The following is a 23,774-nucleotide window of genomic DNA, read 5'->3' as shown; positions in this document are numbered from 1 at the left end:
AGAGCAGACGGGCATGACAGCGGCAGTCGCCCGCCGGGTGGCGATCCTCGGCGGCAATCGCATCCCCTTCGCCCGCGCCGACGGGCCGTATGCCACCGCCTCCAACCAGGAGATGCTCGGCGCCGCGCTGTCCGGCCTGGTGGCCAGGTTCGGCCTGGAGGGCAGGCTGCTGGGGGAGTTCGTGGCCGGCGCGGTGCTCAGGCACAGCCGGGACTTCAACCTCGCGCGGGAGACCGTGCTCGGCAGCGCGCTGGACAGCCGCACCCCGGCCTACGACGTCCAGCAGGCGTGCGGCACCGGCCTTGAGGCCGTCATCCTGGTCGCCAACAAGATCGCGCTCGGCCAGATCGAGTGCGGCGTCGCGGGCGGCGTGGACACCGCGAGCGACGCGCCGCTCGCCCTCAACGACGGGCTGCGCCAGGTGCTGTTGCGCGCCAGGCGGGCCGGCTCTTTCGGCGGGCGGCTGCGGGCCCTGGGCGGCCTGCGGCCGCGGCACGTGGTGCCGGAGATCCCGCGCAACGCCGAGCCGCGCACGGGCCTTTCCATGGGCGAGCACGCGGCGCGCACCGCCGCCGAGTGGGGCATCGGCCGCCGGGAGCAGGACGCGTTCGCCGCCACCAGCCACCGGCGGCTGGCCGCGGCCTACGCGGAGGGCTTCTTCGACGACCTGCTGACGCCCTTCCGCGGGCTGAGCCGCGACCAGAACCTGCGCGAGGACGGCACGCCGGAGAAACTGGCCAGGCTGCGGCCGGTGTTCGGCGGCCAGGAGGGCACGATGACCGCGGGGAACTCCACCCCGCTGACCGACGGCGCCGCCACCGTCCTGCTGGCAAGCGAGGAGTGGGCCGCCGCGCACGGCCTGCCGGTGCTCGCCTACCTCGGCCACGCGCGCACCGGCGCCGTCGACTTCGTGTCGGGTCCCGACGGCCTGCTGACGGCCCCCGCCCACACCGTGCCCGCGCTGCTCGACCAGGCGGGCCTGACCCTGGGCGACCTGGAACTCCTGGAGATCCACGAGGCGTTCGCCTCCCAGGTGCTCGCCACCCTGGCCGCCTGGGAGGACGAGGCGTTCTGCAGGGACCGCCTCGGCCGCGACAAGCCGCTGGGCGCGGTGGACCGGGACCGGCTGAACGTCACCGGCTCCTCGCTCGCCACCGGGCACCCCTTCGCCGCGACCGGGGGCCGCATCGTGGCGACCCTGGCCAAGCTGCTCCACGCGCGCGGCACCGGCCACGGGCTGATCTCGATCTGCGCGGCCGGCGGCCAGGCGGTGACCGCCCTCCTCGAAGCCCCGGCCACCCCGGCCACTGCGCCGGCCACCGCGGCGGCCGCCTGACGGAAGCCGCCGCCCTCCCGCCCTTCCCCCGCTCCTCTCCCCCACGACCCCACACCGCCACACCCGGCCCTCCGGGGCCGCCTCGACCCCAGGGAGTGCCATGGGCGCCAGGCAGGACTTGAAGCGGGCGAAGAAGCGCGGCGACCTCGCCGACCGCGTCGCCTACCAGGTGACGCGCGAGGCCGGCGGAACGGTGCGGGAGGTGCGGGCCGCACCCCTGGTGGCGCCGCCCACCACGGGCAGCGCCGCGGACATCCCCTTCCGCAATGCCGCCGAGGCCCCGGACGCGGTCGTGATGCGCCGCAAGTCGCCGGACGGGCGGCGCTGGCTGCCGGTCACCGCCGCCGCGTTCGCCCGCGAGGTGGCGGACGTGGCCAAGGGCCTGATCGCCGCCGGTCTCGCCCCGGGAGGCCGGGTGGCGCTGATGGCCCGCACCCGCCCCGAGTGGGCCGTCCTCGACTTCGCGATCTGGGCGGCCGGGGGGCAGAGCGTGCCGGTGTACCCCACCTCGTCGGCCGGGCAGATCGAGTGGATCGTGACCGACTCGGACGCCTCGCTCGTCGTCGTCGAGACGGCCGCGCACGCCGCCACCGCCCGGCAGGTGATCGGGGAGCGGCCGCTGTGGCAGATCGACGACGGCGCGCTGGCGAGGCTCACCGCGCTCGGCCGCGCGGTGCCCGACGCGGAGCTGACCGCCCGGCGCGCCGCCCTCTCCCCCGGGTCGGTCGCCACCCTCGTCTACACCTCGGGCACCACCGGCCGCCCCAAGGGCTGCGTGCTCACCCACGCGAACCTGCACGCCGAGGCCGCCAACCTGGTGGAGCTGCTGCAGCCGGTCTTCCTGGAAGTGGCCAGGCAGACGCCCTCGACGCTGGTGTTCCTGCCGCTCGCCCACATCCTGGGCCGCACCATCCAGCTCGCCTGCCTGTCCGCGCGGATCGAGATCGGCCACTGCCCCAGCGTCCGGCCCGAGGAGCTGCGGCCCGAACTGGCCTCGTTCCGGCCGACGTTCCTGGTCGGCGTGCCCTACCTGTTCGAGAAGATCCACGACCTCGGCCGGGCGCAGGCCGAACGGATGGGCCGCGGCGCCTCGTTCGACCGCGCCGACCGGATCGCCGTCGCCTGGGCCCAGGCGGCGCTGCGCGCCTACCTGGGCGAGGGGCGCGGCCCCGGGCCCGGGCTGCGGCTGGCCAGGGTGCTGTACGACCTGCTGGTCTACCGCCGGGTCCGGGCCGCGCTCGGCGGCCGCATCCGGTACGCGATCAGCGGCGGTTCGCCGCTGGACCGCCGGCTGAACCTCTTCTTCTTCGGCTGCGGCATCCTCGTCTACGAGGGCTACGGCCTCACGGAGACGACCTCGGCCGCCACCCTGATCCCGCCGCTGGCCCCGCGCCCTGGCACCGTCGGGCGGCCGATCCCGGGGACAGCGGTGCGCATCGCCGGGGACGGCGAGGTGCTGGTCGGCGGCGGCACGGTGTTCGGCGCCTACTGGAACGACGCGGCGGCCACGCGCGAGGCGCTGGGCGAGGGAGCCTGGTTCGCCACCGGCGACCTGGGCCGCCTCGACGAGGACGGCTATCTGACGATCACCGGCCGCAAGAAGGACATCCTCGTCACCAGCGGCGGCAAGAACGTTTCCCCCAGCGTCCTGGAGGACCGGCTGCGCAGCCGCCCGCCGGTCGGCCAGTGCATGGTCGTCGGCGACGGGCGCCCGTTCGTCGCGGCCCTGATCACCCTCGAACCCGAGGCACTCGCCCACTGGCTCACGGTGCGCAAGCGCCCCCTCGACACGCCGCGCCAGGAGCTGTGCCGGGACCCCGAGCTGCGCGCCGACGTGCAGCGGGCGGTGGACTACGCGAACGAGGCGGTGTCCCGGGCCGAGGCGATCCGGAAGTTCGTGCTGGTGCCGGGCGAGTTCACCGAGGAGAACGGGCTGCTCACCCCGTCGCTGAAGGTGAAACGGCAGGCGGTGGCGGCGGCCTACGCCGAGGCCGTCGAGGAGCTGTACGCGAGGTGACGGGCCCTTGGGCCTGCGCCCGCACCCCGGCTCCGGCTCCGGCTTTCATTCCATCCCCCTGTCCGGCTTTGGACATTCCTGTTGGATTCTGTTGCGACAGGGTTGACGGTGCCGCGCCCGGGTGGCGATGCTGAGGGCGTCCGGCGCGCCTTCCCCCGGGTGGGGACGGGGCGATGCGGCGGCATGCCCGCGGATCTGAGAAAGCGCTTTCGGCGCGCCGGTTGCGAGGCCGGGCGCCGCACGGAGGGAAAGGCCACGCCGTTGCCGCCTGTCGAGACCCGGATTCCCCCGGCACTTCTCTTCGGTTCCGGGCGGGCTGAGCTCGATCCGGTCACGGGTGCGCCGTCGCAGTTCGTGGACGAGCAGGCCCCCGAGCGCGGTTTTCTGCACGACGCGGCCACGGCCGTGTGGCATTCCCTGGAACACCAGTGGGGCTCGGGCCACCTGGTCACGGACCGGGGCGCGGCCCGCTGGCACGCTCCGGCCGCGCTGCGGGTGGTGGACGGCGCCGTGGAGGCGGTGCACACGCCGCTGCCCGGGGTTTGCGTCGAGGTGCGGCGCCGGGTGGACGGCGAGCTGCTGCGCGAGCGGTACGCGGTGGTGAACACCGCCGCAGAACCCCTTACGCTCACCGGACTCGGCGTGCAGACCCCGTTCGCCGACTGGTACCCCGACGCGGAGGGTTCGCTGGAACGGGCGGTGCACGCGCACCTGTTCACCGGCGGCACCTGGGCGTGGGCCCTGGCGCAGCCGATGTCGGGCCGGGGCCGCTGCCTGGGCCTGGTCGTGCGGGAGGGCGCCCTGCGGGCGTATGCGGTGGAGTCCCGCAACCAGGCGTCCCTCTCCCACGTCCGCGGCCATCTGGTGCTGCTGGTCACCGACCGGGCGCGCAACCCGGAGGCGTTCGGCGGCCAGCCGGCGCTGCACCTGGCCCCCGGGGAGGCGGTCACGCTGGAGTGGGAGCTGGGCTGGTACGCCTCGGTGGCCGAGTTCACCGCCGCGACCCGGCCGCCCGCCGCCTTCTCCGCCTACGCCGCCGAGGTCGGGAAGCCGATCCTGGTGGAGGCGGCCTTCGTGGACAGCCCCGATCCCGGCGTGCAGGTGACCCGGGAGAGCGAGGGCCGTTTCCGCGTGGAGTCGTCGGTGCACGGCACCCACACCCTCGACGTCGGGGAAGGCGCCCGTACCGAGGTCCTGTTCCACCTGCCCCTGGAGGAGATGGTCCGGCGCCGGGTCGCCTACATCGCGGCGCACCAGCGGCCGGTGGAGCGGCCCGGCCTGCTGGCCCACGCGTTCGTGCCGGTCGACACCCGTACCGGGCTGAGGCTGGCGACCAACGGCTGGTCGGACTGGTCGGACGGCTCGGAGCGGATCGCCATGCCCCTGCTGCTCCAGCAGGCCGCCGCCCGCGGCCTGGCCGACCCGGAGGAGCCGGGCCCGCTGCTTGAGGGCTGGTCCCGGTTCGCCGTCCGCCACCTGCTGGACGAGACCGGCGCGCCCCGCCGCGGCTCCTTCAGCCGGCACATCAAGCCCCGGCTGTACGACATGCCGTGGCTGGCCCAGTTCTTCCACGACCGGTACTGCGTCCACGGGCGGGAGGAGGACCTGGCGCGCGCCGCCTGCATCCTTGAGCGCAGCTTCGAACTGGGCGGCGCCACCCACCTGTCCATCGGGAGCTCCCCCACCACCACCGCCGTGTGCGGCAGCCTCCAGGCCGCCGGGCAGGCGGTGCGGGCCGCCGCCCTGCGGGACCGGCTCGTCGACAGCGCCCGCGAGTTCGTCGCGCGGGGCCGCCGGCTGCCCGCGCACGAGGTCAACTACGAGCAGTCGATGGTGGCCCCGCTGATCGACCTCCTCACCGACGCGCACGCCCTCACCGGCGAAGCCGTCTTCCACGACGCCATATCCGAACGGCTGCCCTGGCTACTGGCCTTCGGGGGCCCGCAGCCGCACGCCCGCCTGCACGGCATCGCCATCCGCCACTGGGACGGCTACTGGTTCGGGGCCAACCGCCTGTGGGGAGACGTCTTCCCCCACTACTGGAGCACCCTGACCGCCACCACCCTCCTGCGCCTGCCCGCCACCCTCCGCACCCCGGGCACCGACCGTCTCGCCGAGGCGATCCTCCGCGCCAACATGGCCAACTACCGCGAAGACGGCTCGGCGACCTGCGCCTTCGTCATGCCCTCCGCGATCGACGGCCGCCCGGGCCACACCGCAGACCCCGTCGCCAACGACCAGGATTGGCACCTCGTGCTGTGGTTGCGCGCCACCGGCGCCACGAGCCCCTGACCCACCGGCGCTCCCCCGGCCGGGCGGCGCCGTCCTCGCCGCCGGCCACGGGTCCGGTGCGGGTTCCCGGGCTGCACCCGGGGGACCGGCCGCTGCCTTGACGGACGCGGCCGGCCGGACGGGCCCATGGCGCCTCCCGCCGGCCCGCGCCGGGCCGGTGACGGCCGGGTCAACGGCGGCCGTCACCACGCCGGTTCACCGCGGCGCCCGCGCCGCGGGTCCCTCACGCCGCCGCGCCCCGCGGGGCAGCCGCCGCAGCACGAGCATGCCGCCGGCGAACGGCACCCAGGCGAGCAGCCGGGCGCCGGGGACGGCCGCGAAGTCCGGGGTCAGCGCGGTGAGCGCGATGATGGCGAGGTAGGCGGTGCCGTGCACCGGCCCCGCCAGCGAGGCCACGGCCTCGACGTGCACGGTGGCGAGGTTGGCCAGCAGGACGAGGAGCGAGACGGCCTCGACGGCGGCCGCCGCCCGGAGCGCGCGGAGCGAGGTCATCGGGTCACGCCCCCGTCGACGAGCCGGGGCGGACGATCATCAGCACCACGACGGCCGCCCACAGCAGGTTGAAGATCCCGGTCAGCGCCGACAGCCGGGCGGCCGGCCCCGGTTCCCCCGGCGGCTCGGCCAGCAGCCGCCGCTGGGCGGGCAGGATCGCCGCCGCCAGCAACCCGGCGGCGCCCGCGGTCAGGGCGAGGGAGGCGAGCAGCCAGGCGTCGCCGAGGACGCCGAGCGAGGCGCCGGTGGCGATGCCGAAGGCCGGGACGGCGACCCCGGCCACGGCGTACGCCCGGCATATCCGGTGCAGGAACGCCGCCCGCCCGGCGGCCTCCGGGCCCGGTTCGCGGGCGTGCCGCGGGAAGGCGGAGGCGGCCACGGCGATCGGCCCGACCACGAGGATCGCGGCCAGGACGTGAATCGACAGCAGGAACGCGGTCACGGGTGTCCTCCAGGAACCACGAGTGAGAGTAGACAGCCAACATGTAGGTAGCCAATACATACCACGACACCCCGGGCGGAGCTGTAGGCTGTCTACCTATGAAGGGAGACGCCGTTCGGGGACACCTGGACGCCCTGCTGCTGTCCGTCCTCGAGGCGGGGCCGCTGCACGGGTACGCGATCATCACCGCCGTCCAGGAACGCAGCGGCGGCGCCCTCGAGTTGCGCACCGGCACGCTCTACCCGGCGCTCAACCGGCTGGAGCGGCTCGGGCTGCTGCGCAGCGACTGGCGCTCCGCCGGGGAGCGGCGGCGGCGCTGCTACGAGCTGACCGACGCGGGCCGCCGCAGCCTGGCCGAGGAGCGCACCGCCTGGCGCCGGTTCACCGCCGCGATCGGGTCCGTGCTCGACCCGGGCCAGGGCCCCGCAGCCGCCCCGGGACCGGCCGCGTGAGCTCCGCCGACCCGGTCGAGCGGCATGTCACGGCCCTCTCCGCGGCGCTCCACGGCCCGGCGCGCGCCAAGAACCGGATGCTGGCCGAGGTGCGGGACGGGCTCGCCGACGCGGTGGCCGACCGGGCCGGGGACGGCACGCCGGCCGAGCGGGAGCGGGCCGCCCGCGAGGCGGTCCGCGAGTTCGGCACCGTCGAGGAGGTCGCGCCTTCCTTCCAGCGGGAGTTGACGATCGCCCAGGCCAGGCACACCGCGCGCCGGGTCGCGCTGGCCGCGCCCCTGCTGCTGCTCTGCCGGCAGCTGGTGACGACGGTGCCCGGGGGCCGGCCGCTGTCGGCCGCCGAGGTGACCGCCGCCCACCTGGGCGGCGCCGCGGCCCTTGCGGCGCTGCTCGCCGCCGCGGCCCTGGCCGTGACCGGCGGGCTCGGCCGCCGTCTGCCCCTCCCGCGCGGGCTGCCCTTCGCGGTCGCCTGGGCCGGGACCGCCGCGGCCGTGACGCTCGGCCTCGGCGCCCTCACGCTGGCCACCGCCGCCGCCCTGACCGGCCACCTGGCCCTCGCCGCCGTGCTCGCCCTCCTCACGGTGGCCGGCCACACCCGGATCGCCGCCGCCGCCCGCGCCTGCCGGCACTGCGCCCGCCTGGCGAGGCCCCCCGAGCCCCGGCCCCTCGCCTGAGGCGCGGGGACGGCGGCCCGCCCCGCTCACCCCCGGCGCCCCGACCGGCCGGTCACGGCCCGGCCAGCTCCGCCACCACCTCCGCGGTGACGGTGAGCCGCACGCCGATCCCGGCGAGATCGGCCAGCCGCTCCGGGCTCGCCCCGGAGACGGCGTCCGTCACCAGTGCCGAGCGCAGGTCGCGCTCGCTGGCGTCGAACAGAGTGGCTCGCGGGCAGTTGGGCAGGTTGCAGCCGGCGACCACCACCGTGTTCGCGTTCCACCCGCGCAGCAGGTCCTCCAGGACGGTGCGGTGGAAGGCGCTCCAACGCGGCTTGTACAGGGCCACCTCGTCGGCCCCGAGCCACTGCGGACGCCCGGAAAGCAGCAGTTCCGCATCCAGCTCGGCACACCGTTCGCCCAGGACCTCCGGGAGCAGCCGGCTGCCCGGCGTGCCGGGCGCCAGAACGCCGAGGCCCTGTTCGACGGCCGCCCGGCGCGGCAGGTCCACGTCGGTGCCGCCCGGCGGATACAGCCGCACGACGTGAACGAGGGGGCGTCCGGCCGCGCGGAACGCCGTCACCAGCTCGGCGAGGCGCGGCAGCACCTTGCGGGTCCCCGCCACCGGGAGGGCGCCGTCGTCGAGCACGTCCCGCTGCACGTCCACGAGCACCAGGGCCGAGGAACGCCACTGCGGATCGGTGTAGTCCATGGGGGGCATCGGTCTCCTCACGCTCCGGCCTTCGGCCGGTATCCACGCATCGGCTGGTCGCCGGCACGTGGTGACAGGCCCCGTTTGTATGCTCCCGCCAGGAGTTACGTCAACGGCAACGTGCGTACCGCGGCATTGCGAAAGGTGAAAGGTGCAGGACCACGACCAGTACCGGCTCTACCTCCACCTCGCGGAGACACTCAGCTTCACCCGCACCGCGGCCGACTGCCACGTCAGCCCCGCCACGCTGTCCAGGACCGTGCAGCGCCTCGAAGCCGCCACCGGCCATCGCCTCCTCGACCGCGGCCCCCACGGGGTGTGCCTGACCACGCACGGCCGCGCCTTCCGCAGGTACGCGGCCGAAGCCCTGGACCTGTGGGCCCGCTACCGCAGCGACGCCGCGGCAGACGACGATCTCAGCGGGCACCTGCGGGTGTTCGCCTCCGTCACCGCATGCCAGACCCTCGTGCCCGACCTGCTCGGCCCCCTGCGCCACGCGCACCCGCGCGTGACCGTCTCCCTGCGGACCGGTGACGCCGCGGCCGCTCTCGCCCGACTCGACCAGGGCGAGGCCGACCTCGCCGTCGCGGCCCTCCCGGCGCGGATACCCGCCACCGTGCTCGCCCGGGAGATCACCAGGACGCCCCTCGTCCTCGTCCGGGCCGGTTCCGCGCCGGCCGGCGAGGAGTTCACCGCCGCGGCGGAGCCCTTCGTCCTGCCACGGCAGGGACTCGTACGCACCGCCGCGGACCAGTACTTCCGGGGCCTGGGCATCCGCCCGCACATCGCCGCCGAGACCGACGGCCACGAGGCGCTGCTCACCCTGGTCGCGCTGGGCTACGGCACCGGCATCGTCCCCGCTCTCGTCCTCCGGCACAGCGGGCTCCGCCCCAGGCTGCGGCAGGTGCCCGTCTCGCCCGCCCCGGACCGGCTCACCATCGGCGTCTGCATCCGGCGGGCCGACGTACACCGCCCCGTGATCGCCGCGGCCTGGGCGGCGACCCGGCCGGACAGGGCGGACCGCCCGGCCCGGCCGTGACGGGCATCGACGCCACGCGCCGAACCCGCGGTTCCTGACCGCCGTCGACGCGGGCCCGTCGGCCGGCCCGTCCGCCCCTCGCCCCCGGAGTTCCCGGGGTTCCGGGAGTTCCGGGGTTCCGGGAGGGCGGCCGGCCGCCGCCCCGCCGCGCGGGCCACGGTAATTCCGTTGGCACCAGGTCACGCTCGTTGACAGCATGCGGGGGTGGAGAGGCCCGACATCACGCGTGCGATCGCGGCTGCGACGTCGGTCGCCGCTTCGCTCGGCCTGCCGGCCGAGCACGCGACCGTCCTGCACAACTCGAACAAGCTGGCGCTGCGGCTGACGCCGTGCGACGTCTTCGCCCGGGTCGCCCCGGTCGGGCAGGAGGTCGCAGAGTTCGAAGTCGAGCTCGCGCAACGCCTCGCCGAGGCCGGCTGCCCGGTGTGCCCCTTGGAGCCCCGGGTGGACCCGCGGGTGTACACGCGCGAGGGCTTCGCCGTGACGCTGTGGACCTACTACGAGCCCGTGCCGCCCCCACTCGCACCGGCCGACTACGCCAAGACGCTGGAGCGGCTGCACGCCGGCATGCGCCGGGTCGAGATGGCGAGCCCGCGGTTCACGGACCGGATCGCGGATGCGGAGAAGATCGTTGCCGACCCGCACCTCTCCCCGGAACTCGCCGACAGCGACCGCGCGTTCCTCGGCGGCAGCCTGACGAGCCTGCGGCGGGCGATCGAGGAGCGCGGCGCCGCGGAGCAGCTGCTCCACGGCGAGCCGCATCCGGGCAATGTGCTCGCCACGGCAGACGGGCCGTTGGTCATCGACCTCGAAACGTGCTGCCGCGGACCCGTCGAGTTCGACCTCGCCCACGTGCCCGAGGCGGTCTGCGCGCACTACCCGAACGTCGACCGAGGGCTGCTGGACGAGTGCCGGCACCTCGTTCTCGCGATGGTCGCGGCGTGGCGCTGGGAGCGTGGCGACCAGTTTCCCCACGGGCGGCGATTCGGGGAGGAACTCCTCCGCCTGCTGCGGCAGGGCCCGCCCTGGCCGACCCTCGACGCGGTGACCGGGCGGCTGGTGCAGGCGGCCAGGCTCAACGGCTGACCGCCGGGCCTGCCGCGCACGGCCCGGCCGCTGCCGTTCGCCGGTGGCCGGGAGGCGCCTACCCGGGCCGGGGTTCCGGCGGGGCGGGCTCGCCGGCTCTCCCGCCCCAGCCGGTGGGCAGCGTGTAGGACCAGCCGGCCTGCCAGACGAAGGGGGCCGCGAGCAGATCCGGGAGGCAGGCCCCCGCCAGCAGGCACTCCAGCGCCCACAGATTGGCCGTGTGGGCGATCACCAGGACACGCCTCCCCTCCCACTCCCGGGCCACCTCCCGCAGAAAGGAACCCGTGGCGTCCAGGACCTGCCGGTAGCTCTGCCCGCCGGGAAAGGGAACCTCGAGGTGACCGGCCCGCCGGGCGGCGACGAGCGAGGACGGCCCGCCGTTCAACTCGCCGTAGTCACACTCCCGCAGCCGCGCGTCCTGCCGGATCGGGGGCCGCCCGTCCGGGAAGGCGAGGCGAACGGTCTCCACGGAACGCCGCAGGTCGGAGGTGAAGACCACCGCGAGGTCCTGGCCGCGGCGCCGCTCCCCCAGTTCGCGGGCCTCCCGCCGCCCCTGCGCGGAGAGCCGACCCGGAAGCCAACCGGTCGAGACGCCGGCCTCGTTGTCCGTGGTCGTCGCGTGCGTCTCGTACACGATCTCCACTGCCATGCCCAGGCTCCCCCCGACGGCGGCGACGGGCCGCTCCGTCCGGCCTTCCCGGCCGGGGCGCCTGCGAAACGAGCGGCGCGGGCGGGTGGCGGGACGAGCACGCCCGGGCCAACGGCGCCTGCCGGACGGCCCGTTCCTCCGGGGCGGACCGGGAAGGCCGCCGCACGGGAGGGGACCGCCCCGCCGCGCGGCGCCCGCCGCGGGGCAGCACGTCGCGTATCGCGCACCGGCCGACATCCCCACGGGCGAGTTCACTGCGGCGCCGCGCCGGCAGGCGGCGGCCGTACCGTAGGAAGACGTGGCACAGCAACCCACACTTGACAAGAAAGGACACCCTATGCTAACGCCGGGGAGCCGGGGAGCCGGGGAGCCGGGGAGCCGGGGAGCCGGGGAGCCGGGGAGCCGGGGAGCCGGGGAGCCGGGGAGCCGGGGAGCCGGGGAGCCGGGGAGCCGGGGAGCCGGGGAGCCGGGGAGCCGGGATGGGATGACGTTGCGTTCGGGGGCGGCGTGAACGGGGCTTCAGCGCCGGCCGTGTCGGTGGGTGCCCGTGCTGACCGGTGGCGGACGTTCCTTCCCGAGCGCACGGTGCTTGTGGCCGCCCGGACGGTGACGTCGTCCACGCGGTTGCTTGAGGTGCTGCCGGCACTGTTCGGGGACGATCCGCGGGTCGAGGTGCTGTTCGGGTACGACTCCACTTCGGCGTTCAACGGCGGGGTCCTCGACCTGCTCGGGGCGCACAAGGTGCGGGTGATCGGGTGGGAGGAGGCGGGCGAGGGCCCGTGCGACCTGGTGCTGACGGCCACGGAGAACGCCTCGTTCGGGCATCTGCGGGCCCCGGTGCTGGTGTTGCCGCACGGCGTGGGGTTCCACAAGATGGTCCCGGACGCGCGGGGGCCGGGACGGCGTCTGTCGGGGGTCGTCCCGGCCGCCTTGCTGGAGAGCGAACGGTCCTGGTACGCCGTGTCGCACCCGGGGCAGGCCGGGCAGTTGGCGGCCGCGCGGCCGGATCTCGCGGGACGGACGCTGCTCGTGGGGGACCCGTGCTACGACCGGCTGCTGGACAGCCGTGCCGCGCGCACGCGCTACCGGCGGGCTCTGGGGCTCCAGGAGGGCGACGGCAGGCGGCTGGTGGTGGTGTCCTCCACCTGGGGAACGCAGTCGCTGATCGGGACCGTGCCGGATCTGCCGCGGCGGCTGCTGGCCGAACTCCCGCTGGACGACTATGCGGTGGCCGCCATCCTGCATCCCAACGTGTGGTTCGGGCACAGCCCCTGGCAGATCCGCACGCTGCAACGTGCGGCGCTGGACGCGGGGTTGCTGCTGATCCCGCCATTCGCCGGATGGCAGGCGGCCGTGCTCGCGGGCGACATCGTTCTCGGCGACCACGGCTCCGTGACGCTGTACGCGGCGGCGCTGGGCCGCCCCGTGCTGCTGGCGGCCTTCGGCGAGGAGTCGGTGCCGGGCACGGCGATGGACGGGCTCGGGCGCAGAGCGCCGCGCCTGGACGCGGCCAAGGGACTGCGTGAGCAGATCGAGAGCGAACTGGCCTGCCACCGCCCCGAGACGGCCGGGGAGCTGGCAAGGCTGGCGTTCCAGGACCCGGGAACGGCCCTGGCGCGCCTGCGCTCGGCCGTCTATGGCCTGCTGCACCTGGCGGAGCCGCCCGCACCGGTCCGCCGCCCCGCGGCGTTCGCCGATCCGGTACCCGAACGACGCCGGGACACGGCGCAGGTGATCAACAGCGTCCTGGTCCGGGAGGCCGGGGCGTGGGTGATCGAGGTGCGCCGCTTCCCCGCCGCGGCCCGGCCAGGACGCGAGGAGTCGGACCGCTCCTTCAGCCACCTCGTCAGCGATCTCGCCGACGGCGGACACGGATGGGCGGAGAGCGCGTCGGTGGTGACGCGCGGCGATCCGGTCTCCTCGGCCGAGGAGTCGCTGCGGCGCCTGGCGGCGCTTCGGCACGGCCATCCCGGCTGCGCCCTCGCCGCCGTCCGGCTGCCGGACGGCGGCGCGCTGCTGCTCACGCGGGACGGCCGGACGGTGCGGGCGGCCGGGAGGGGGGAACCCGACGATCCCGCCGTGCTGTCGGCGGTGGGTTACGTGTGCCTGCGGGCCGGACTGCCGATGGCGGGCGCCTTCCGGGTACGGCTGGGTGGGCGCGCGCGTGAGGTGTCGCTGAGCCCGTGGCCGGAGCGATGAGCCGGAAGGCGCGTCAGGGTGGGCCGTCGAGCTCGTCCAGCCGCTCGCGTACCGCGGCGGCGTCCGGGCTGCCGCCGGCGGTGAGGATGTCGAGCATCCGGCCGAGCTGTGCGCGTTCGGCGCCCCGGTCGCCGTCGGCCCGCGCCATGCCGGCCAGCAGCCTGCGGGCGGGGAGTTCATAGGCCACCGCGCCCGCCGTCTCCAGCAGTTCCGCGCCCTCGCTCAGGCTCCGCCTGGCCGCCTCCTCGTCGCCGAGGGCCCGGTGCGCCTCGCCGAGGGCGACCTTGGCCCGACCCGCCATGCGCCGGTCCCCCTCGCCCTCCTCAGGCGCGAGGAACAGGTGCAGTGCCCGGGTCAGCCGGTCCAGGGCCGCCTGGTGGCGACCGCGGGCGGTCTCGGCACAGCCGATGAAGTACTCGGCCAGCGCGACGCCACGCGGCACGTGCGCCTGTTCGTTGAGCCGCGCGCTCCTCTCGAAGAGGGCGATGGCGCGCTCCGGGTCGTCCCGCTCCCACAGGCGTCCGAGGAACTCCCGGGCCGAGGCGCGCAGAACGAGGTCGCCGGTCTGGTCGGCCAGGGGCACGGCTCGGTCCATCAGCTCCCGGGCGCGTTCCAGTTGGCCGTCGTCCGCGAGGGGCCGCGACAGCAGGCAGCTCAAGCGGACCTCGGCCCGCTTGTTTCCGCCGTCCGGCTCCCCGGCCGCCGCGGCGATGCCCAGCTCGCCCGACTCGATCCAGTCGCGGACGAAGCGCTGGTTGAGGTAGAGCGCGGTCAACGCCTCGGCCAGCTGCCAGGCCGCGGTGAACAGCGTCCTCCCCTCGGCCACGGCGGCACGCAGCGCGGCCAGGGCGTTGCCCCGCTCCCGCGACAGCCAGGCCAGCGCCGCCGGTGCGCCGTCCTTGCCGGCGAAGGGGTCCTCGACACCGGCCAGGAGCGTGGCGTGTTCGGTGACGCGGTACCGGTCTCCCATCACGGCCCGGTCGGCGCACGCGGCCCGCACCCGGTAGTACTCCACGACGCGCCGCAGCGCCGCCCTCCGCTCGGCCTCGGGCCGCCCTTCCGCCTGCGCACGTGCGTGGGTCCTGGCCAGCTCGTAGAAGCGATAGCGCTCCTCTCCCGCCCTGGCCGCGGTGATCAGACTCGCCTCCTCCAGCACCCGCAGGAGCCGGCCGGCGGCGGCCGGGCTCACCTCCGCGATCACCGCCGCGATGTCCGCGTCGAACTCGCTGCCGGGGAACACCGCAAGCCCTCGGTAGAGGTGCCGGCAGCGCTCGGGAAGGTTCCGGTACACGGCGGTGAGTGCAGCGGTCACGGCACGGGTCTCCCGTAAGGCGGAATCGTCCGAAGGGGCGCCGTCGTCTGCCAGTTCGGCGACGAGATCCGACAGGGTCCGGACGGGGTCGAGCGCCAGCCGCCCGGCGATGAGGTCGAGCGCCAGCGGCAGGCCGCCGCACCACTCGACGAGGTTCTCGGCCGATACGCGATCCGCGGCGACCAGTTCTTCGCCGCACCGAGCGGCCAGCAGTTTCAGGGCATCCGTGCGCTCCAGCGGCCTGACCGCCGGCAGGGGCAACGCGCCGGCGGTGACCAGTTCCGCGAGCCGGGCATCGCTGACGGCCAGGACGACGCTGCCGGCCGCCTTGGGCACGAACGGCTCCACCTGCGCCGGCTCGGTCACCTCGTCCAGGACGACGAGCACGCTCGACTGTGCCGTCATGGTGCGGAACATGGCCATGAGGTCCGGCAAGGCGGCCGGGAGGAAGGGCTCGGTCACGCCCAGCGCCCGCAGGCACCCGCGCAGGGCGCCCGAGACGTCGACACGGCCCGTCTCGCCACGCCAGTCCAGCAGGTCGACGTGCATCTGGCCGCCGGGAAACCGGCCCCCGGCCTCCTCGGCCATGCGCCGGACCAGGGCGGTCTTCCCCACACCGCGCATACCGCTGACCACCGCCACACACGCCGGGCGCTGCTCCGTCCCGCGCAGCAGATCCGACCACCAGGCCAGCGCCCCGGTGCGGTCCACGAACCACGGGGTACTGGGGGGCACCTGGGAGGGCACCGGGGGCCGGTACGGGCCGCGGTCCATCCCGCCGTGGACGACGACGTCGCCCCCGGCCTGAATCACCGTATGGGCACCGATGTGCGCCAGCTCGTTGCGGATGGCCTGCGGCCTCTCGTCCGTCATCGCTGCTCCGCCTCTGCCTGCGGTGCGCTCAGTGCGAGTGCCAGGTGACGTTCTGGCCCTGGACCAGATGCTGCACCCGGGCGTGCCCGCCGACCGTGTTGTTCACCTGGACGCCGCCCATGCCCACCACGGCCTCGCTGCTGTGCCACCACTTCCGGTAGGCCTCCGCGAACTCCTCGTCCTGGAAGATCCTGCCGTAGATCAGCGCCGCCAGTTCCTCCGGCTGGCCGGGCTCGGAGGGGTCAAGTGGCAGCACCCTCGCGCCTGCCGCCCCCTCCGCATCCCCCGCCGCCTCCTCGCCGCCACGGCCGAAGGCCCGGCGCACCAGCGAGGCCAGCGATTCCCAGGAAACCCGCCCGGCCTCGGTCCCCACCGAACTCGCCGCGGCCGTCACCGCCGCCGAAACGGCCCCCAGCGAAAGCGGATCAACCATCAGCCACCCCCACCTCTGTCACCGGACCACACCGTCGCGTGACCAGCCTAGCGCCAACGCCCGCACCGGTCCGGCCCCCAGCGCCACGTCCGCACCCCCGCGTGGCCGCCCTGCCGCACCGGGGGCCGCGGCGCCGCGTGGGCGCTCGCCCCCGCCCGCCATGGGGGCGGAGGGAGCCGGGCGGGGCGGTCAGCGGGTGGGGGCGTTGCCGGACGCACGCGCCCGGAAACGGTGAGGGGCGGGAGGAACGCGAGGGCCGGGTGGGGGGCGTTCGGGCCGGTCAGGGGGTTCTTCCCCGTGGTTTCAGGGGAGTTGCGGGGAGTTCGGGGGCGGGGAGGCGGGGGCCGTCGTAGCCGTGGACCTCGCCGAAGCGGACGCCGTTCGTCCAGTCGGTTCTGGCCTGGGCGATGTCCTCGTGCGACCGGCCGACGAAGTTCCACCACATGAGGAGCCGTTCCTCGAAGGGGACGCCGCCCAGGAGCATGAAGGACGCGGGCGTGGTGGCGCGGAGGGGGAGTTCGCGGCGGCCGTTGCCGAGGTAGAGGAGGGCGCCGGGGGTCAGGGGGACGCCGTCCACCTCGCAGGCGCCCGCCATCGCCAGGGCCGCGTATTCGAAGGACTCCTCCAGGGGCAGCCGGGTGTCCGTGCCCTCGGCCAGTGCGAGGTCGGCGCCGACCAGGGGGGTGTGGGTGGTGCCGGGCGAGGTGGCGCCGTCGAGGGTGCCGAGGATCACGGTGGCGCTCAGGCCGCCGCCGGTGACCTCGGGGAGGGCGGCGTGGTGCTCGAACGAGGGCGCGCGGTGGCGCTGTTCGGCGGGGAGCGCGACCCAGAGCTGGGCGCCGTGGAGCACGGGGGCGTGCGCCCGGGCGCGTGGGGACTCCTCGGAGTGCGCGATCGCCCGGCCCGCCGTCATCAGCCCCAGTTCGCGGGGCCTGATCGTCTGGGCGCTGCCGAGGCTGTCGCGGTGCAACACCTCGCCGGCGTGCAGCCAGCTGACGGTCTGCAGGCCGATGTGCGGGTGCGGCGGGACCCGCATGCCGGGGCGGTCCACGATGTCCTCGGGCCCGTAGTGGTCGACGAAGCACCAGGCGCCCACCGTGCGGCGGCCGAGGTGGGGCAGCAGCCGGCGGACCACCGTGCTCTCGCCGAGGGGCACCTGCCGCGCCGGCTGCACGTCGTGGACGGGGCCCGAATCCCCGGCGCCCCCACAGACGGTAGGGGTCGGTTTCAGGTCGAGATTGCTCATGGGCCGATCCTCTCCCCTCTCCCCCTGGCCACAGAGTTGTCGGCGCGCGTGCGCGGCCCTTGGGTCAACGCGGGTAGCATGCCTGGTCAGCGCCTCGGGACGGCCGTGCATGTACACGCTTACATCATCCGTTTCACGCGTTTCACCTGGGAGTCTTCCGTCGGGCCGGCGCCTTGGGGCACCAATTCGGCAAACACCCAAGATCTTTTCATGTAAGCGATTGCACTCCCTCGGCTTGCGGCAGTACGTTCGGCTCATCGCCGTGATCGGAGGGTTATGGCCGCCAGCATCATCGATGTCGCCAGGCGCGCGGGGGTGTCCACCGCCACGGTCTCGCGCGCCCTGCGCGGGTTACCGAATGTTTCCGAGGCCACTCGGGAGCGGGTGCTGCGCGCCGCGGAGGAGCTTTCGTACACGATCTCCCCGCACGCCTCCAGCCTCGCCAGCGGCAGGACGGGCACCGTGGGTGTCGTCCTGCCGTTCGTGAACCGGTGGTTCTACAGCCAGGTCGTGGCCGGAATCGACTCGGTCCTGCGCGCCAACGACCTGGACATTCTGCTGTACAACCTGGGCGACGAGCGGGTGCACGAGCGCTTCTTCGCGCGCATGCCGCTGCGTCGCCGCGTGGACGCGCTGATCGTGCTCAACCTGCCGCTTTCGGCGGCCGAGCGCGAGGCGCTGGTGTCGATGGAAGTGCCGATCGCCGTGCTCGGCACCCGCATTCCCGGCTGCTGGCACGTCTCCATCGACAACGCCGAGGGGACGAGCACCGCCGTTCGTCACCTCATCAACCTGGGGCACCGGCGGATAGGGATGATCACCGGTGCCCCCGTGGACCCCAGGGGCTTCACGACCCCGATCGTCCGCCAGCACACGTACCGCACGGTGCTGGCCCAGGCGGGGATTCCCTACGACCCGGACCTGGAAGCCCCGGGGCACCTCGGCATCAAGGAGGGCGCCTCGGCGATGTCGCGGCTGCTCTCCCTCCCCGACCCGCCGACCGCGGTGTTCGCGGAATCGGACCAGATGGCCTTCGGGGCCCTGCGCATGCTGAGCCGGGTCGGCCTGCGCGTGCCGGAGGACGTCTCGGTCATCGGCTTCGACGACCACGAGACCGCCGAGCTGCTCGATCTCACCACGATCGCACAACCCGTTGCTCACCAGGGGGAGTTGCTCGCCCGCCAGATACTCGACGCCTTGTCGGGGGCGAGCGAGGAACCCTCCCGGGTGGTGGTGCCCACCGAGCTGATAGTTCGCGGCACCACGGGCGCGGCCCCCGTCGCGCGACCCCGTTATCAGACCGTCTCCCTACCTCGGCCGGGACCTGAACCGGACCAGCACAGCCGCACACTTGCGCGGTGAGCCGCTCCACCCGCGCATTTTCCAGGGTCAACTCGCAAGAGGAATGGAAGATACGTGCCCCGCACCCGCATTCACGACAAAACGGCCGCACCCTGGTGGCGCACCGCCGTCGTCTATCAGGTCTACCTCCGCAGTTTCGCGGACGGCAACGGGGACGGTGTCGGCGACCTCGCCGGACTGCGCGCCCGCCTGCCGTATCTCAAGGAGCTGGGGGTCGACGCCGTCTGGATCAATCCGTGGTATCCGTCCCCGATGAAGGACGGTGGCTACGACGTCGCGGACTACAAGGACATCGACCCGGTCTTCGGCACGCTGGCCGAGGCCGAGGAGATGATCGCGGAGTCCCACGCGCTGGGCGTCCGGGTCGTCCTCGACATCGTCCCCAACCACACCTCGGACCGGCACCGCTGGTTCCGGGAGGCCCTCGCGGCGCAGCCGGGATCGCCGGAACGCGACCGGTACGTGTTCCGTGACGGCAAGGGCCCGGACGGCTCGCTGCCGCCCAACGACTGGCGCAGCAGGTTCGGCGGCCGGGCCTGGACCCGGGTGACCGAGCCCGACGGCTCGCCAGGGCAGTGGTACCTGCACCTCTTCGCGCCGGAACAGCCGGATCTCAACTGGGTGAACCGGGACGTGCGCGCGGAGTTCGAGTCGATCCTGCGCTTCTGGTTCGACCGGGGCGTGGACGGCTTCCGCATCGACGTGGCCCACGGCCTGGCCAAGGACCCGGCGCTGCCCGACCTCGGCCTGCCGGACGACGCGCTGTTCGAGTTCGAGCACGAGCGGCGGAAGGAGGACCACCCGCACTGGGACCAGGACGCGGTGCACGAGATCTACCAGACGTGGCGGAAGATCGCCGACTCCTACGCGGGGGACCGGGTCTTCGTCGCGGAGGCCAGGGTCAGCGAGGACCGGCTCCCGCTGTACCTGCGCCAGGACGAGTTGCACACGGCGTTCAACTTCACCTTCCTCGGCTCGGCCTGGGAGCCGAACGCGATGCGTGAGGCGATCGACCGCAGCGTCTCCACGCTCGGCGCGGTGGGCGCCCCCTCCACGTGGGTGCTGTCCAACCACGACGTGCCCCGCCACGTCACGCGCTACGGCCGGCGGGTGACCTCGGCCAGGGAGCGGGACGCGGACGCCGGCCCCTCCGACCTGGGTCTCGGCACGCGCCGGGCCAGGGCGGCGGCGCTGCTGATGCTGGCGCTGCCCGGCAGCGCCTACCTCTACCAGGGCGAGGAGCTCGGCCTGTGGGAGGTGGAGGACCTGCCGGACGAGGTCCTGCGCGACCCGGCGTTCACGCGTTCCGGCGGCACGGTGCGCGGCCGGGACGGCTGCCGGGTGCCGCTGCCGTGGTCGGGCTCGGACGCGCCGTTCGGCTTCGGGCCGAAGGGCGGCGAGAAGCCGTGGCTGCCGCAGCCGGTGGAGTGGGAGCACTTCAGCGCCCAGTTCCAGTCCGGCACCCCGGGCTCGATGCTGGAGCTGTACCGGGCGGCGCTGCGGCTGCGGCAGGGGCAGCCGGGGTTCGACGGCGAGACGCTGCGCTGGCTGGACACCCCCGAGGGCGTGCTGGCCTTCGAGCGTTCCCCGCTGCTGCGCTGCGCGGTCAACTTCTCCGGCGAGCCCTATCCGCTGCCGCGGAACTGGGGGGTGCTGCTGACCAGTGACCGGCTGGCCGGGGGGCTGCTGCCGCCGGACACGACGGCCTGGCTGTGGGGAGGCGGTGCGTCCCGCCCCTGACCCTTGGGACCGGGCGGCGCTCCCCGCGCGGAGAGTCGCCCGCGCACCACTCGCCCCGTGCGGGTGGTGGCCCGGTGGCAGCCGGCCCCGGGTGAGGCCCGGGTGCGGCCCGCACGCCGCACCGGGCGGCAACGGCCCCGCGCCGCGGCGGGAAGGTGAACGCGGCGGGGAGCCCCGGGCGCGGCGGGAGCCGTGGGCCCGGGCGGGAACCCCGGGCGCGGCGGCTTCGGGGAGCGGGGAGTGCGCGGGCGTGGCGGCGTGGTGGGGGCGCCGGCGGGGCCCGCGAGGTGTGGGCGGTCCGGACAAGCGGGCCGCCCGAGTCGTGTGCGGCCGAGTCGTTTCCGGGGTCAGCCGGTGGTGGGGGGCGCGGCCGGGGGCCGTAGCGCGTCCATGACGAGGTCGACCAGGCGCGCGGTCTGTGCCGCGGACCCGTCGGCCGTGCCGGCGAGGAAGATCCCCATCAGCATCACCGTGAGGTCCCCCGGTTCGACGTCGCCGCGGAGTGAGCCGGCCTCGGCGCCGCGGGCCAGGAGCAGGGCGAGGGCGGCGGTGATGCGTTCCCGGGTGGCCGGGGTGGCGATCCGGCCCGAGGCCCAGCCGGCGCGGAGGGTGTCGGCCATGCCGCGCTTGGTCGCGACGAACGCGGCGTACCGCCCCATCCAGGCCCTGAGCGCGGCGTCCGGCGGAAGTTCCCCGAGGAGGGCGGGGGCGCTGCCGGTGACCTCGTCGAGTTCGGCGGCGTACACCGCCTCCACCAGGGCCTCGCGGGTCGGGAAGTGGCGGTACAGGGTGCCGATGCCGACGCCGGCCGCGCGGGCGACGGCCTCGAGCGAGACGGTGCCCTCCACGGTGGCGAAGGCGGCGCGGGCGGCCCCGAGGAGCCGGTCCCGGTTGCGCTGGGCGTCGGCGCGTGGGGTGCGCGGCCTCTTCCCGGGGCCGGCGCCGGGGGTCGTCGGGTCGGCGGAACTCAAAGCGGAGGCACCTCCGGTAAAGCTGCTATAGTCCGGATGAAGCGGAGGCTCCTCCGCTACGTTCATCGTCTCATGAGGAGGGGATCTCCCATGCCCTCGTCCGCCCACGCCTCCGCCGAGTACACCGCCACCGGCGCGCCACGCCCCGGAGGGGCCGGGACGCTCGGCGCCCACACGGTCTCCCGCATCGGGTACGGCGCGATGCAGCTGGAACGCCTGCACGCCGACCGCCGGGCCGCCGTCGCGCTCCTGCGCCGCGCGATCGAGCTGGGCGCCGACCACCTCGACACCGCCCGGTTCTACGGCGACGGGTTCGTCAACGAGGTGATCCGCGAAGCGCTGCGGCCCGGGGACGGCGTCGTGGTGGTCAGCAAGGTCGGGGCCGACCCCGATCCGGACGGCCCGCTCCCGCTGCGCCCCGCCCAGCGGCCCGAGCAGCTGCGGGCGAGCGTGGAGGACAATCTCGCCTCCCTGGGCCTGGAGCAGATCCCGGTGGTGAACCTGCGCCGCCTGGACACCGGGCCCGGGCTGCGGGCCGAGGGGGACCAGGTGGTCGGCCTCGACGACCAGCTCGCGGTGATGACCGCGCTGCGGGACGAGGGCAAGATCGGCGCGATCGGCCTCAGCGCCGTCACCCTCGACGGGCTGCGCCGGGCCCTGCCCGCCGGGATCGTCTGCGTCCAGAACTCCTACAGCCTGGCCTCGCGCGGCGACGAGGAGATGCTGCGGCTGTGCGCCGCGGAGGGCATCGCCTGGGTGCCGTTCTTCCCGCTGGGCGGCGCCTTCCCCGGCGTGCCCAAGGTGACCGAGCAGCCGGCCGTGACCGCCGCCGCCGGCTCCCTGGGCTGCACCCCCGGGCAGGTCGGCCTGGCCTGGCTGCTCCACCACGCGCCGAACGTCCTCCTCATCCCGGGCACCGCGGACCCCGGCCACCTGGCGGAGAACATCGCCGCCGGGGCGATCGCCCTCGACGAGGCCGCGCGGGCCTCCCTGGACGCCCTCGGCACGCGGCCGGGCGAAGCCCCCCGGGACTGAACTCGCGCGCCGGGGCGGGGAACTCCGGGGCGGGGGCCCGGTCGGGCCGGGCGGGGAACGCCCCGGGCGGGGAGGGGCTCAGTCGCGGGCCGTGCCGGGTTCGGCGGGGGACGGGGGCGCGGGCGAGGCGGGGCCGAGGGGGGCGTAGGGGGCGAGGTCGAACGGGGCGGTCCCGGTGACGGCGAGGGCCGCGGCGAGGCGGCCGGCCACGGGGCCCATGGTGAGGCCGGTGGCGCCGAGGCCGGTGGCCAGGACCAGGCCCGCGAGCCCGGGCACCGCCCCGAGCAGCGGGCGGTCGCCCGCGGCGGCGGGGCGGAAGCCGACGCGGGTCTCCAGGTGGGTGGCCCCGGCCAGCCCGGGGGCGACGGCGAGGGCCTGGACCAGCACCTCGGCCAGCCCGCCCGCGGTCACCCGGTGGTCGAAGCCCGCGCCGGTCTCCCGGGTCGCGCCGGCCACCACCCGGGAGTCGCCGAAGGGCACCAGGTAGTGGCCGGTGCCGCCGGGCAGGATGACCGGCCAGCGCGCGGTGTCCACGCCGGGCAGCCCGAGGTGGACGATCTGGCCGCGCTGCGGCGCCAGGGGGAGTTCGATGCCGTGGGGCGCGAGGAGGTCCGCCGTCCAGGCGCCCGCCGCGGCGATCACGGCGTCGGCGGCGAGGCGTTCCCCCGCCAGGGTCACGCCGGCGATGCGGTCCCCCGCGCGGACCAGTTCCGCCCGGCCGGTCAGCACCCGCGCGCCGCGCCGCTCGGCCTGCCGCCGCAACGCGGCCCGCAGCAGCCGCCCGTCCACCCTGGCCGCGGCCGGGATGTGGAGGGCGTGCAGGCCGGGCGCCAGCGGCGGGAACAACTCGGCGGCCCGGTCGGGGGCGAGCAGTTCGAGCTCGCCGGTGTCGGCCGCGGACTGCCGCCTGGCGAGGGCGCGTTCGCGGGCGAGGGCCGGCTCGGCCTCGTCCGCGGAGACCCGCAGGGCCCCGACCCGGCGGTAGCCGAACTCCGGCTCGCCCGCCTCGGCGAGCTCGGCGGCCAGCGGGGCGTAGTACCGGGCGCCCTCGGCCGCCAGCCGGAACCAGTGCGGGTCCTCGTGGGCGGAGACCCAGGGGCAGACGATCCCCGCCCCCGCGGCGGTGGCCTCCCCCGCGAGGGGCCCGTCCACCAGGACCGTCTCGGCGCCGAGCCCGGCCGCGTGGTAGGCGGCGCTCGCCCCGACGATGCCCGAGCCGATCACCACGACGCGCATGCGCTTCCCCTTCCCTGCCCCCGCTTCCCTGCCCCCGCGTTCTCCCGTCCCGAACCGGTCCCGTCCCGAACCGGTCCCGCCCCGTCCGCTGCCGCTACCCGCTCCGGCGAACGCCACACCCGGCAGCGCCGCACCGGGCCGCACCGGGCCGCACCCGGCCGGCACGCCGCCGGGCCGCGCCCGGCCGCACGCCACGC

At 75.3% G+C, this 23,774-nt stretch carries 20 protein-coding genes; 11 read left to right on the top strand and 9 right to left on the bottom strand.

Translation table 11 applies throughout. The features are described 5' to 3' along the window. Positions 1–13: 13 nt before the first annotated feature. The 3 genes from D7294_RS08520 (at position 14) to D7294_RS08510 (ending at position 5,645) form a co-directional block, all read left to right on the top strand. Positions 14–1,336: an acetyl-CoA C-acetyltransferase gene (locus tag D7294_RS08520; protein WP_120677277.1), complete on the top strand. Its 1,323-nt coding sequence runs from the start codon at positions 14–16 to the stop codon at positions 1,334–1,336. 100 nt (positions 1,337–1,436) lie between these two features. After that, on the top strand, positions 1,437–3,353 hold the full coding sequence (locus D7294_RS08515) for an AMP-dependent synthetase/ligase (protein WP_120677275.1): 1,917 nt from the start codon (positions 1,437–1,439) through the stop codon (positions 3,351–3,353). 354 nt (positions 3,354–3,707) lie between these two features. Then, positions 3,708–5,645: a hypothetical protein gene (locus D7294_RS08510; RefSeq protein WP_120677273.1), complete on the top strand. Its 1,938-nt coding sequence runs from the start codon at positions 3,708–3,710 to the stop codon at positions 5,643–5,645. Positions 5,646–5,840: 195 nt separating this feature from the next. Here D7294_RS08510 and D7294_RS08505 read toward each other — a convergent pair whose 3' ends face one another. Both D7294_RS08505 and D7294_RS08500 read right to left on the bottom strand, forming a co-directional pair. Beyond that, positions 5,841–6,137, bottom strand: a complete 297-nt coding sequence (locus D7294_RS08505) for a DUF3817 domain-containing protein (RefSeq protein ID WP_120677271.1) — start codon at positions 6,135–6,137, stop codon at positions 5,841–5,843. Positions 6,138–6,141: 4 nt separating this feature from the next. After that, positions 6,142–6,579, bottom strand: coding sequence for a hypothetical protein (locus tag D7294_RS08500; RefSeq protein ID WP_120677269.1), 438 nt, complete (start codon positions 6,577–6,579; stop codon positions 6,142–6,144). Positions 6,580–6,677: 98 nt separating this feature from the next. Between D7294_RS08500 and D7294_RS08495 the strand changes: the two genes are divergently transcribed. Further along, positions 6,678–7,031 (top strand): PadR family transcriptional regulator, encoded by a 354-nt coding sequence (locus D7294_RS08495; RefSeq protein ID WP_120677267.1) that lies wholly within the window; start codon positions 6,678–6,680, stop codon positions 7,029–7,031. Next, positions 7,028–7,705 carry a permease prefix domain 1-containing protein gene (locus D7294_RS08490; RefSeq protein ID WP_120677265.1) on the top strand — a complete coding sequence of 226 codons (678 nt, stop codon included), beginning with the start codon at positions 7,028–7,030 and terminating at the stop codon, positions 7,703–7,705. The genes D7294_RS08495 and D7294_RS08490 overlap by 4 nt, the downstream gene beginning before the upstream one ends. Before the next feature lie 52 nt (positions 7,706–7,757). Here D7294_RS08490 and D7294_RS08485 read toward each other — a convergent pair whose 3' ends face one another. Next, positions 7,758–8,405, bottom strand: a complete 648-nt coding sequence (locus tag D7294_RS08485; RefSeq protein WP_120677263.1) for a cysteine hydrolase family protein — start codon at positions 8,403–8,405, stop codon at positions 7,758–7,760. Positions 8,406–8,547: 142 nt separating this feature from the next. On the opposite strand from D7294_RS08485, the gene ilvY reads away from it, so the two are divergent. Further along, positions 8,548–9,435, top strand: coding sequence for an HTH-type transcriptional activator IlvY (ilvY, locus tag D7294_RS08480; RefSeq protein ID WP_120677261.1), 888 nt, complete (start codon positions 8,548–8,550; stop codon positions 9,433–9,435). Positions 9,436–9,639: 204 nt separating this feature from the next. Further along, positions 9,640–10,521 carry a phosphotransferase enzyme family protein gene (locus D7294_RS08475; RefSeq protein ID WP_120677259.1) on the top strand — a complete coding sequence of 294 codons (882 nt, stop codon included), beginning with the start codon at positions 9,640–9,642 and terminating at the stop codon, positions 10,519–10,521. Between the two features lie 58 nt (positions 10,522–10,579). Here D7294_RS08475 and D7294_RS08470 read toward each other — a convergent pair whose 3' ends face one another. Continuing rightward, complete coding sequence (locus D7294_RS08470; protein ID WP_120677257.1) at positions 10,580–11,170, bottom strand: histidine phosphatase family protein; 591 nt, start codon at positions 11,168–11,170, stop codon at positions 10,580–10,582. 606 nt (positions 11,171–11,776) lie between these two features. On the opposite strand from D7294_RS08470, the gene D7294_RS08465 reads away from it, so the two are divergent. Then, the gene (locus tag D7294_RS08465; protein WP_241562202.1) at positions 11,777–13,369 is read left to right on the top strand and encodes a hypothetical protein; all 1,593 of its coding nucleotides are present in this window, start codon (positions 11,777–11,779) and stop codon (positions 13,367–13,369) included. Positions 13,370–13,382: 13 nt separating this feature from the next. Here D7294_RS08465 and D7294_RS08460 read toward each other — a convergent pair whose 3' ends face one another. The 3 genes from D7294_RS08460 to D7294_RS08450 all read right to left on the bottom strand — a co-directional run bounded on the left by D7294_RS08460 (position 13,383) and on the right by D7294_RS08450 (position 17,233). Then, on the bottom strand, positions 13,383–15,554 hold the full coding sequence (locus D7294_RS08460) for a tetratricopeptide repeat protein (protein ID WP_120677254.1): 2,172 nt from the start codon (positions 15,552–15,554) through the stop codon (positions 13,383–13,385). A 28-nt stretch (positions 15,555–15,582) separates the two neighbouring features. Next, positions 15,583–15,987, bottom strand: a complete 405-nt coding sequence (locus D7294_RS33670) for a hypothetical protein (RefSeq protein WP_120677252.1) — start codon at positions 15,985–15,987, stop codon at positions 15,583–15,585. Between the two features lie 280 nt (positions 15,988–16,267). After that, a complete protein-coding gene (locus D7294_RS08450; protein WP_120677250.1) occupies positions 16,268–17,233 on the bottom strand; it encodes a pirin family protein in 966 nt (321 codons plus the stop codon). 276 nt (positions 17,234–17,509) lie between these two features. On the opposite strand from D7294_RS08450, the gene D7294_RS08445 reads away from it, so the two are divergent. Next, on the top strand, positions 17,510–18,595 hold the full coding sequence (locus D7294_RS08445) for a LacI family DNA-binding transcriptional regulator (RefSeq protein WP_120677249.1): 1,086 nt from the start codon (positions 17,510–17,512) through the stop codon (positions 18,593–18,595). Positions 18,596–18,649: 54 nt separating this feature from the next. Further along, positions 18,650–20,335: a glycoside hydrolase family 13 protein gene (locus tag D7294_RS08440; protein WP_120677247.1), complete on the top strand. Its 1,686-nt coding sequence runs from the start codon at positions 18,650–18,652 to the stop codon at positions 20,333–20,335. A 347-nt stretch (positions 20,336–20,682) separates the two neighbouring features. Here D7294_RS08440 and D7294_RS08435 read toward each other — a convergent pair whose 3' ends face one another. Continuing rightward, on the bottom strand, positions 20,683–21,306 hold the full coding sequence (locus D7294_RS08435) for a TetR/AcrR family transcriptional regulator (protein ID WP_241562200.1): 624 nt from the start codon (positions 21,304–21,306) through the stop codon (positions 20,683–20,685). A gap of 90 nt (positions 21,307–21,396) precedes the next feature. On the opposite strand from D7294_RS08435, the gene D7294_RS08430 reads away from it, so the two are divergent. Beyond that, positions 21,397–22,341 carry an aldo/keto reductase gene (locus tag D7294_RS08430; RefSeq protein ID WP_120677243.1) on the top strand — a complete coding sequence of 315 codons (945 nt, stop codon included), beginning with the start codon at positions 21,397–21,399 and terminating at the stop codon, positions 22,339–22,341. A gap of 78 nt (positions 22,342–22,419) precedes the next feature. Here the strand turns inward: D7294_RS08430 and D7294_RS08425 are convergent, their stop codons facing one another. Further along, positions 22,420–23,577, bottom strand: a complete 1,158-nt coding sequence (locus D7294_RS08425) for an NAD(P)/FAD-dependent oxidoreductase (protein WP_120677241.1) — start codon at positions 23,575–23,577, stop codon at positions 22,420–22,422. Between the last annotated feature and the right edge of the window lie 197 nt (positions 23,578–23,774).

This window comes from Streptomyces hoynatensis (genome assembly GCF_003626535.1).
Lineage (GTDB): Bacteria > Actinomycetota > Actinomycetes > Streptomycetales > Streptomycetaceae > Streptomyces > Streptomyces hoynatensis.
This window is presented reverse-complemented; position numbering and strand designations above follow the sequence as displayed.

Bases quoted from the DNA above. Each gene is read 5' to 3' on its own strand.
- D7294_RS08520 (WP_120677277.1), top strand. From the start codon at position 14: ATGACAGCGGCAGTCGCCCGCCGGGTGGCGATCCTCGGCGGCAATCGC.
- D7294_RS08515 (WP_120677275.1), top strand. From the start codon at position 1,437: ATGGGCGCCAGGCAGGACTTGAAGCGGGCGAAGAAGCGCGGCGACCTC.
- D7294_RS08505 (WP_120677271.1), bottom strand. From the start codon at position 6,137: ATGACCTCGCTCCGCGCGCTCCGGGCGGCGGCCGCCGTCGAGGCCGTC.
- D7294_RS08495 (WP_120677267.1), top strand. From the start codon at position 6,678: ATGAAGGGAGACGCCGTTCGGGGACACCTGGACGCCCTGCTGCTGTCC.
- D7294_RS08485 (WP_120677263.1), bottom strand. From the start codon at position 8,405: ATGCCCCCCATGGACTACACCGATCCGCAGTGGCGTTCCTCGGCCCTG.
- D7294_RS08470 (WP_120677257.1), bottom strand. From the start codon at position 11,170: ATGGCAGTGGAGATCGTGTACGAGACGCACGCGACGACCACGGACAAC.
- D7294_RS08460 (WP_120677254.1), bottom strand. From the start codon at position 15,554: ATGACGGACGAGAGGCCGCAGGCCATCCGCAACGAGCTGGCGCACATC.
- D7294_RS33670 (WP_120677252.1), bottom strand. From the start codon at position 15,987: ATGGTTGATCCGCTTTCGCTGGGGGCCGTTTCGGCGGCGGTGACGGCC.
- D7294_RS08450 (WP_120677250.1), bottom strand. From the start codon at position 17,233: ATGAGCAATCTCGACCTGAAACCGACCCCTACCGTCTGTGGGGGCGCC.
- D7294_RS08445 (WP_120677249.1), top strand. From the start codon at position 17,510: ATGGCCGCCAGCATCATCGATGTCGCCAGGCGCGCGGGGGTGTCCACC.
- D7294_RS08430 (WP_120677243.1), top strand. From the start codon at position 21,397: ATGCCCTCGTCCGCCCACGCCTCCGCCGAGTACACCGCCACCGGCGCG.
- D7294_RS08425 (WP_120677241.1), bottom strand. From the start codon at position 23,577: ATGCGCGTCGTGGTGATCGGCTCGGGCATCGTCGGGGCGAGCGCCGCC.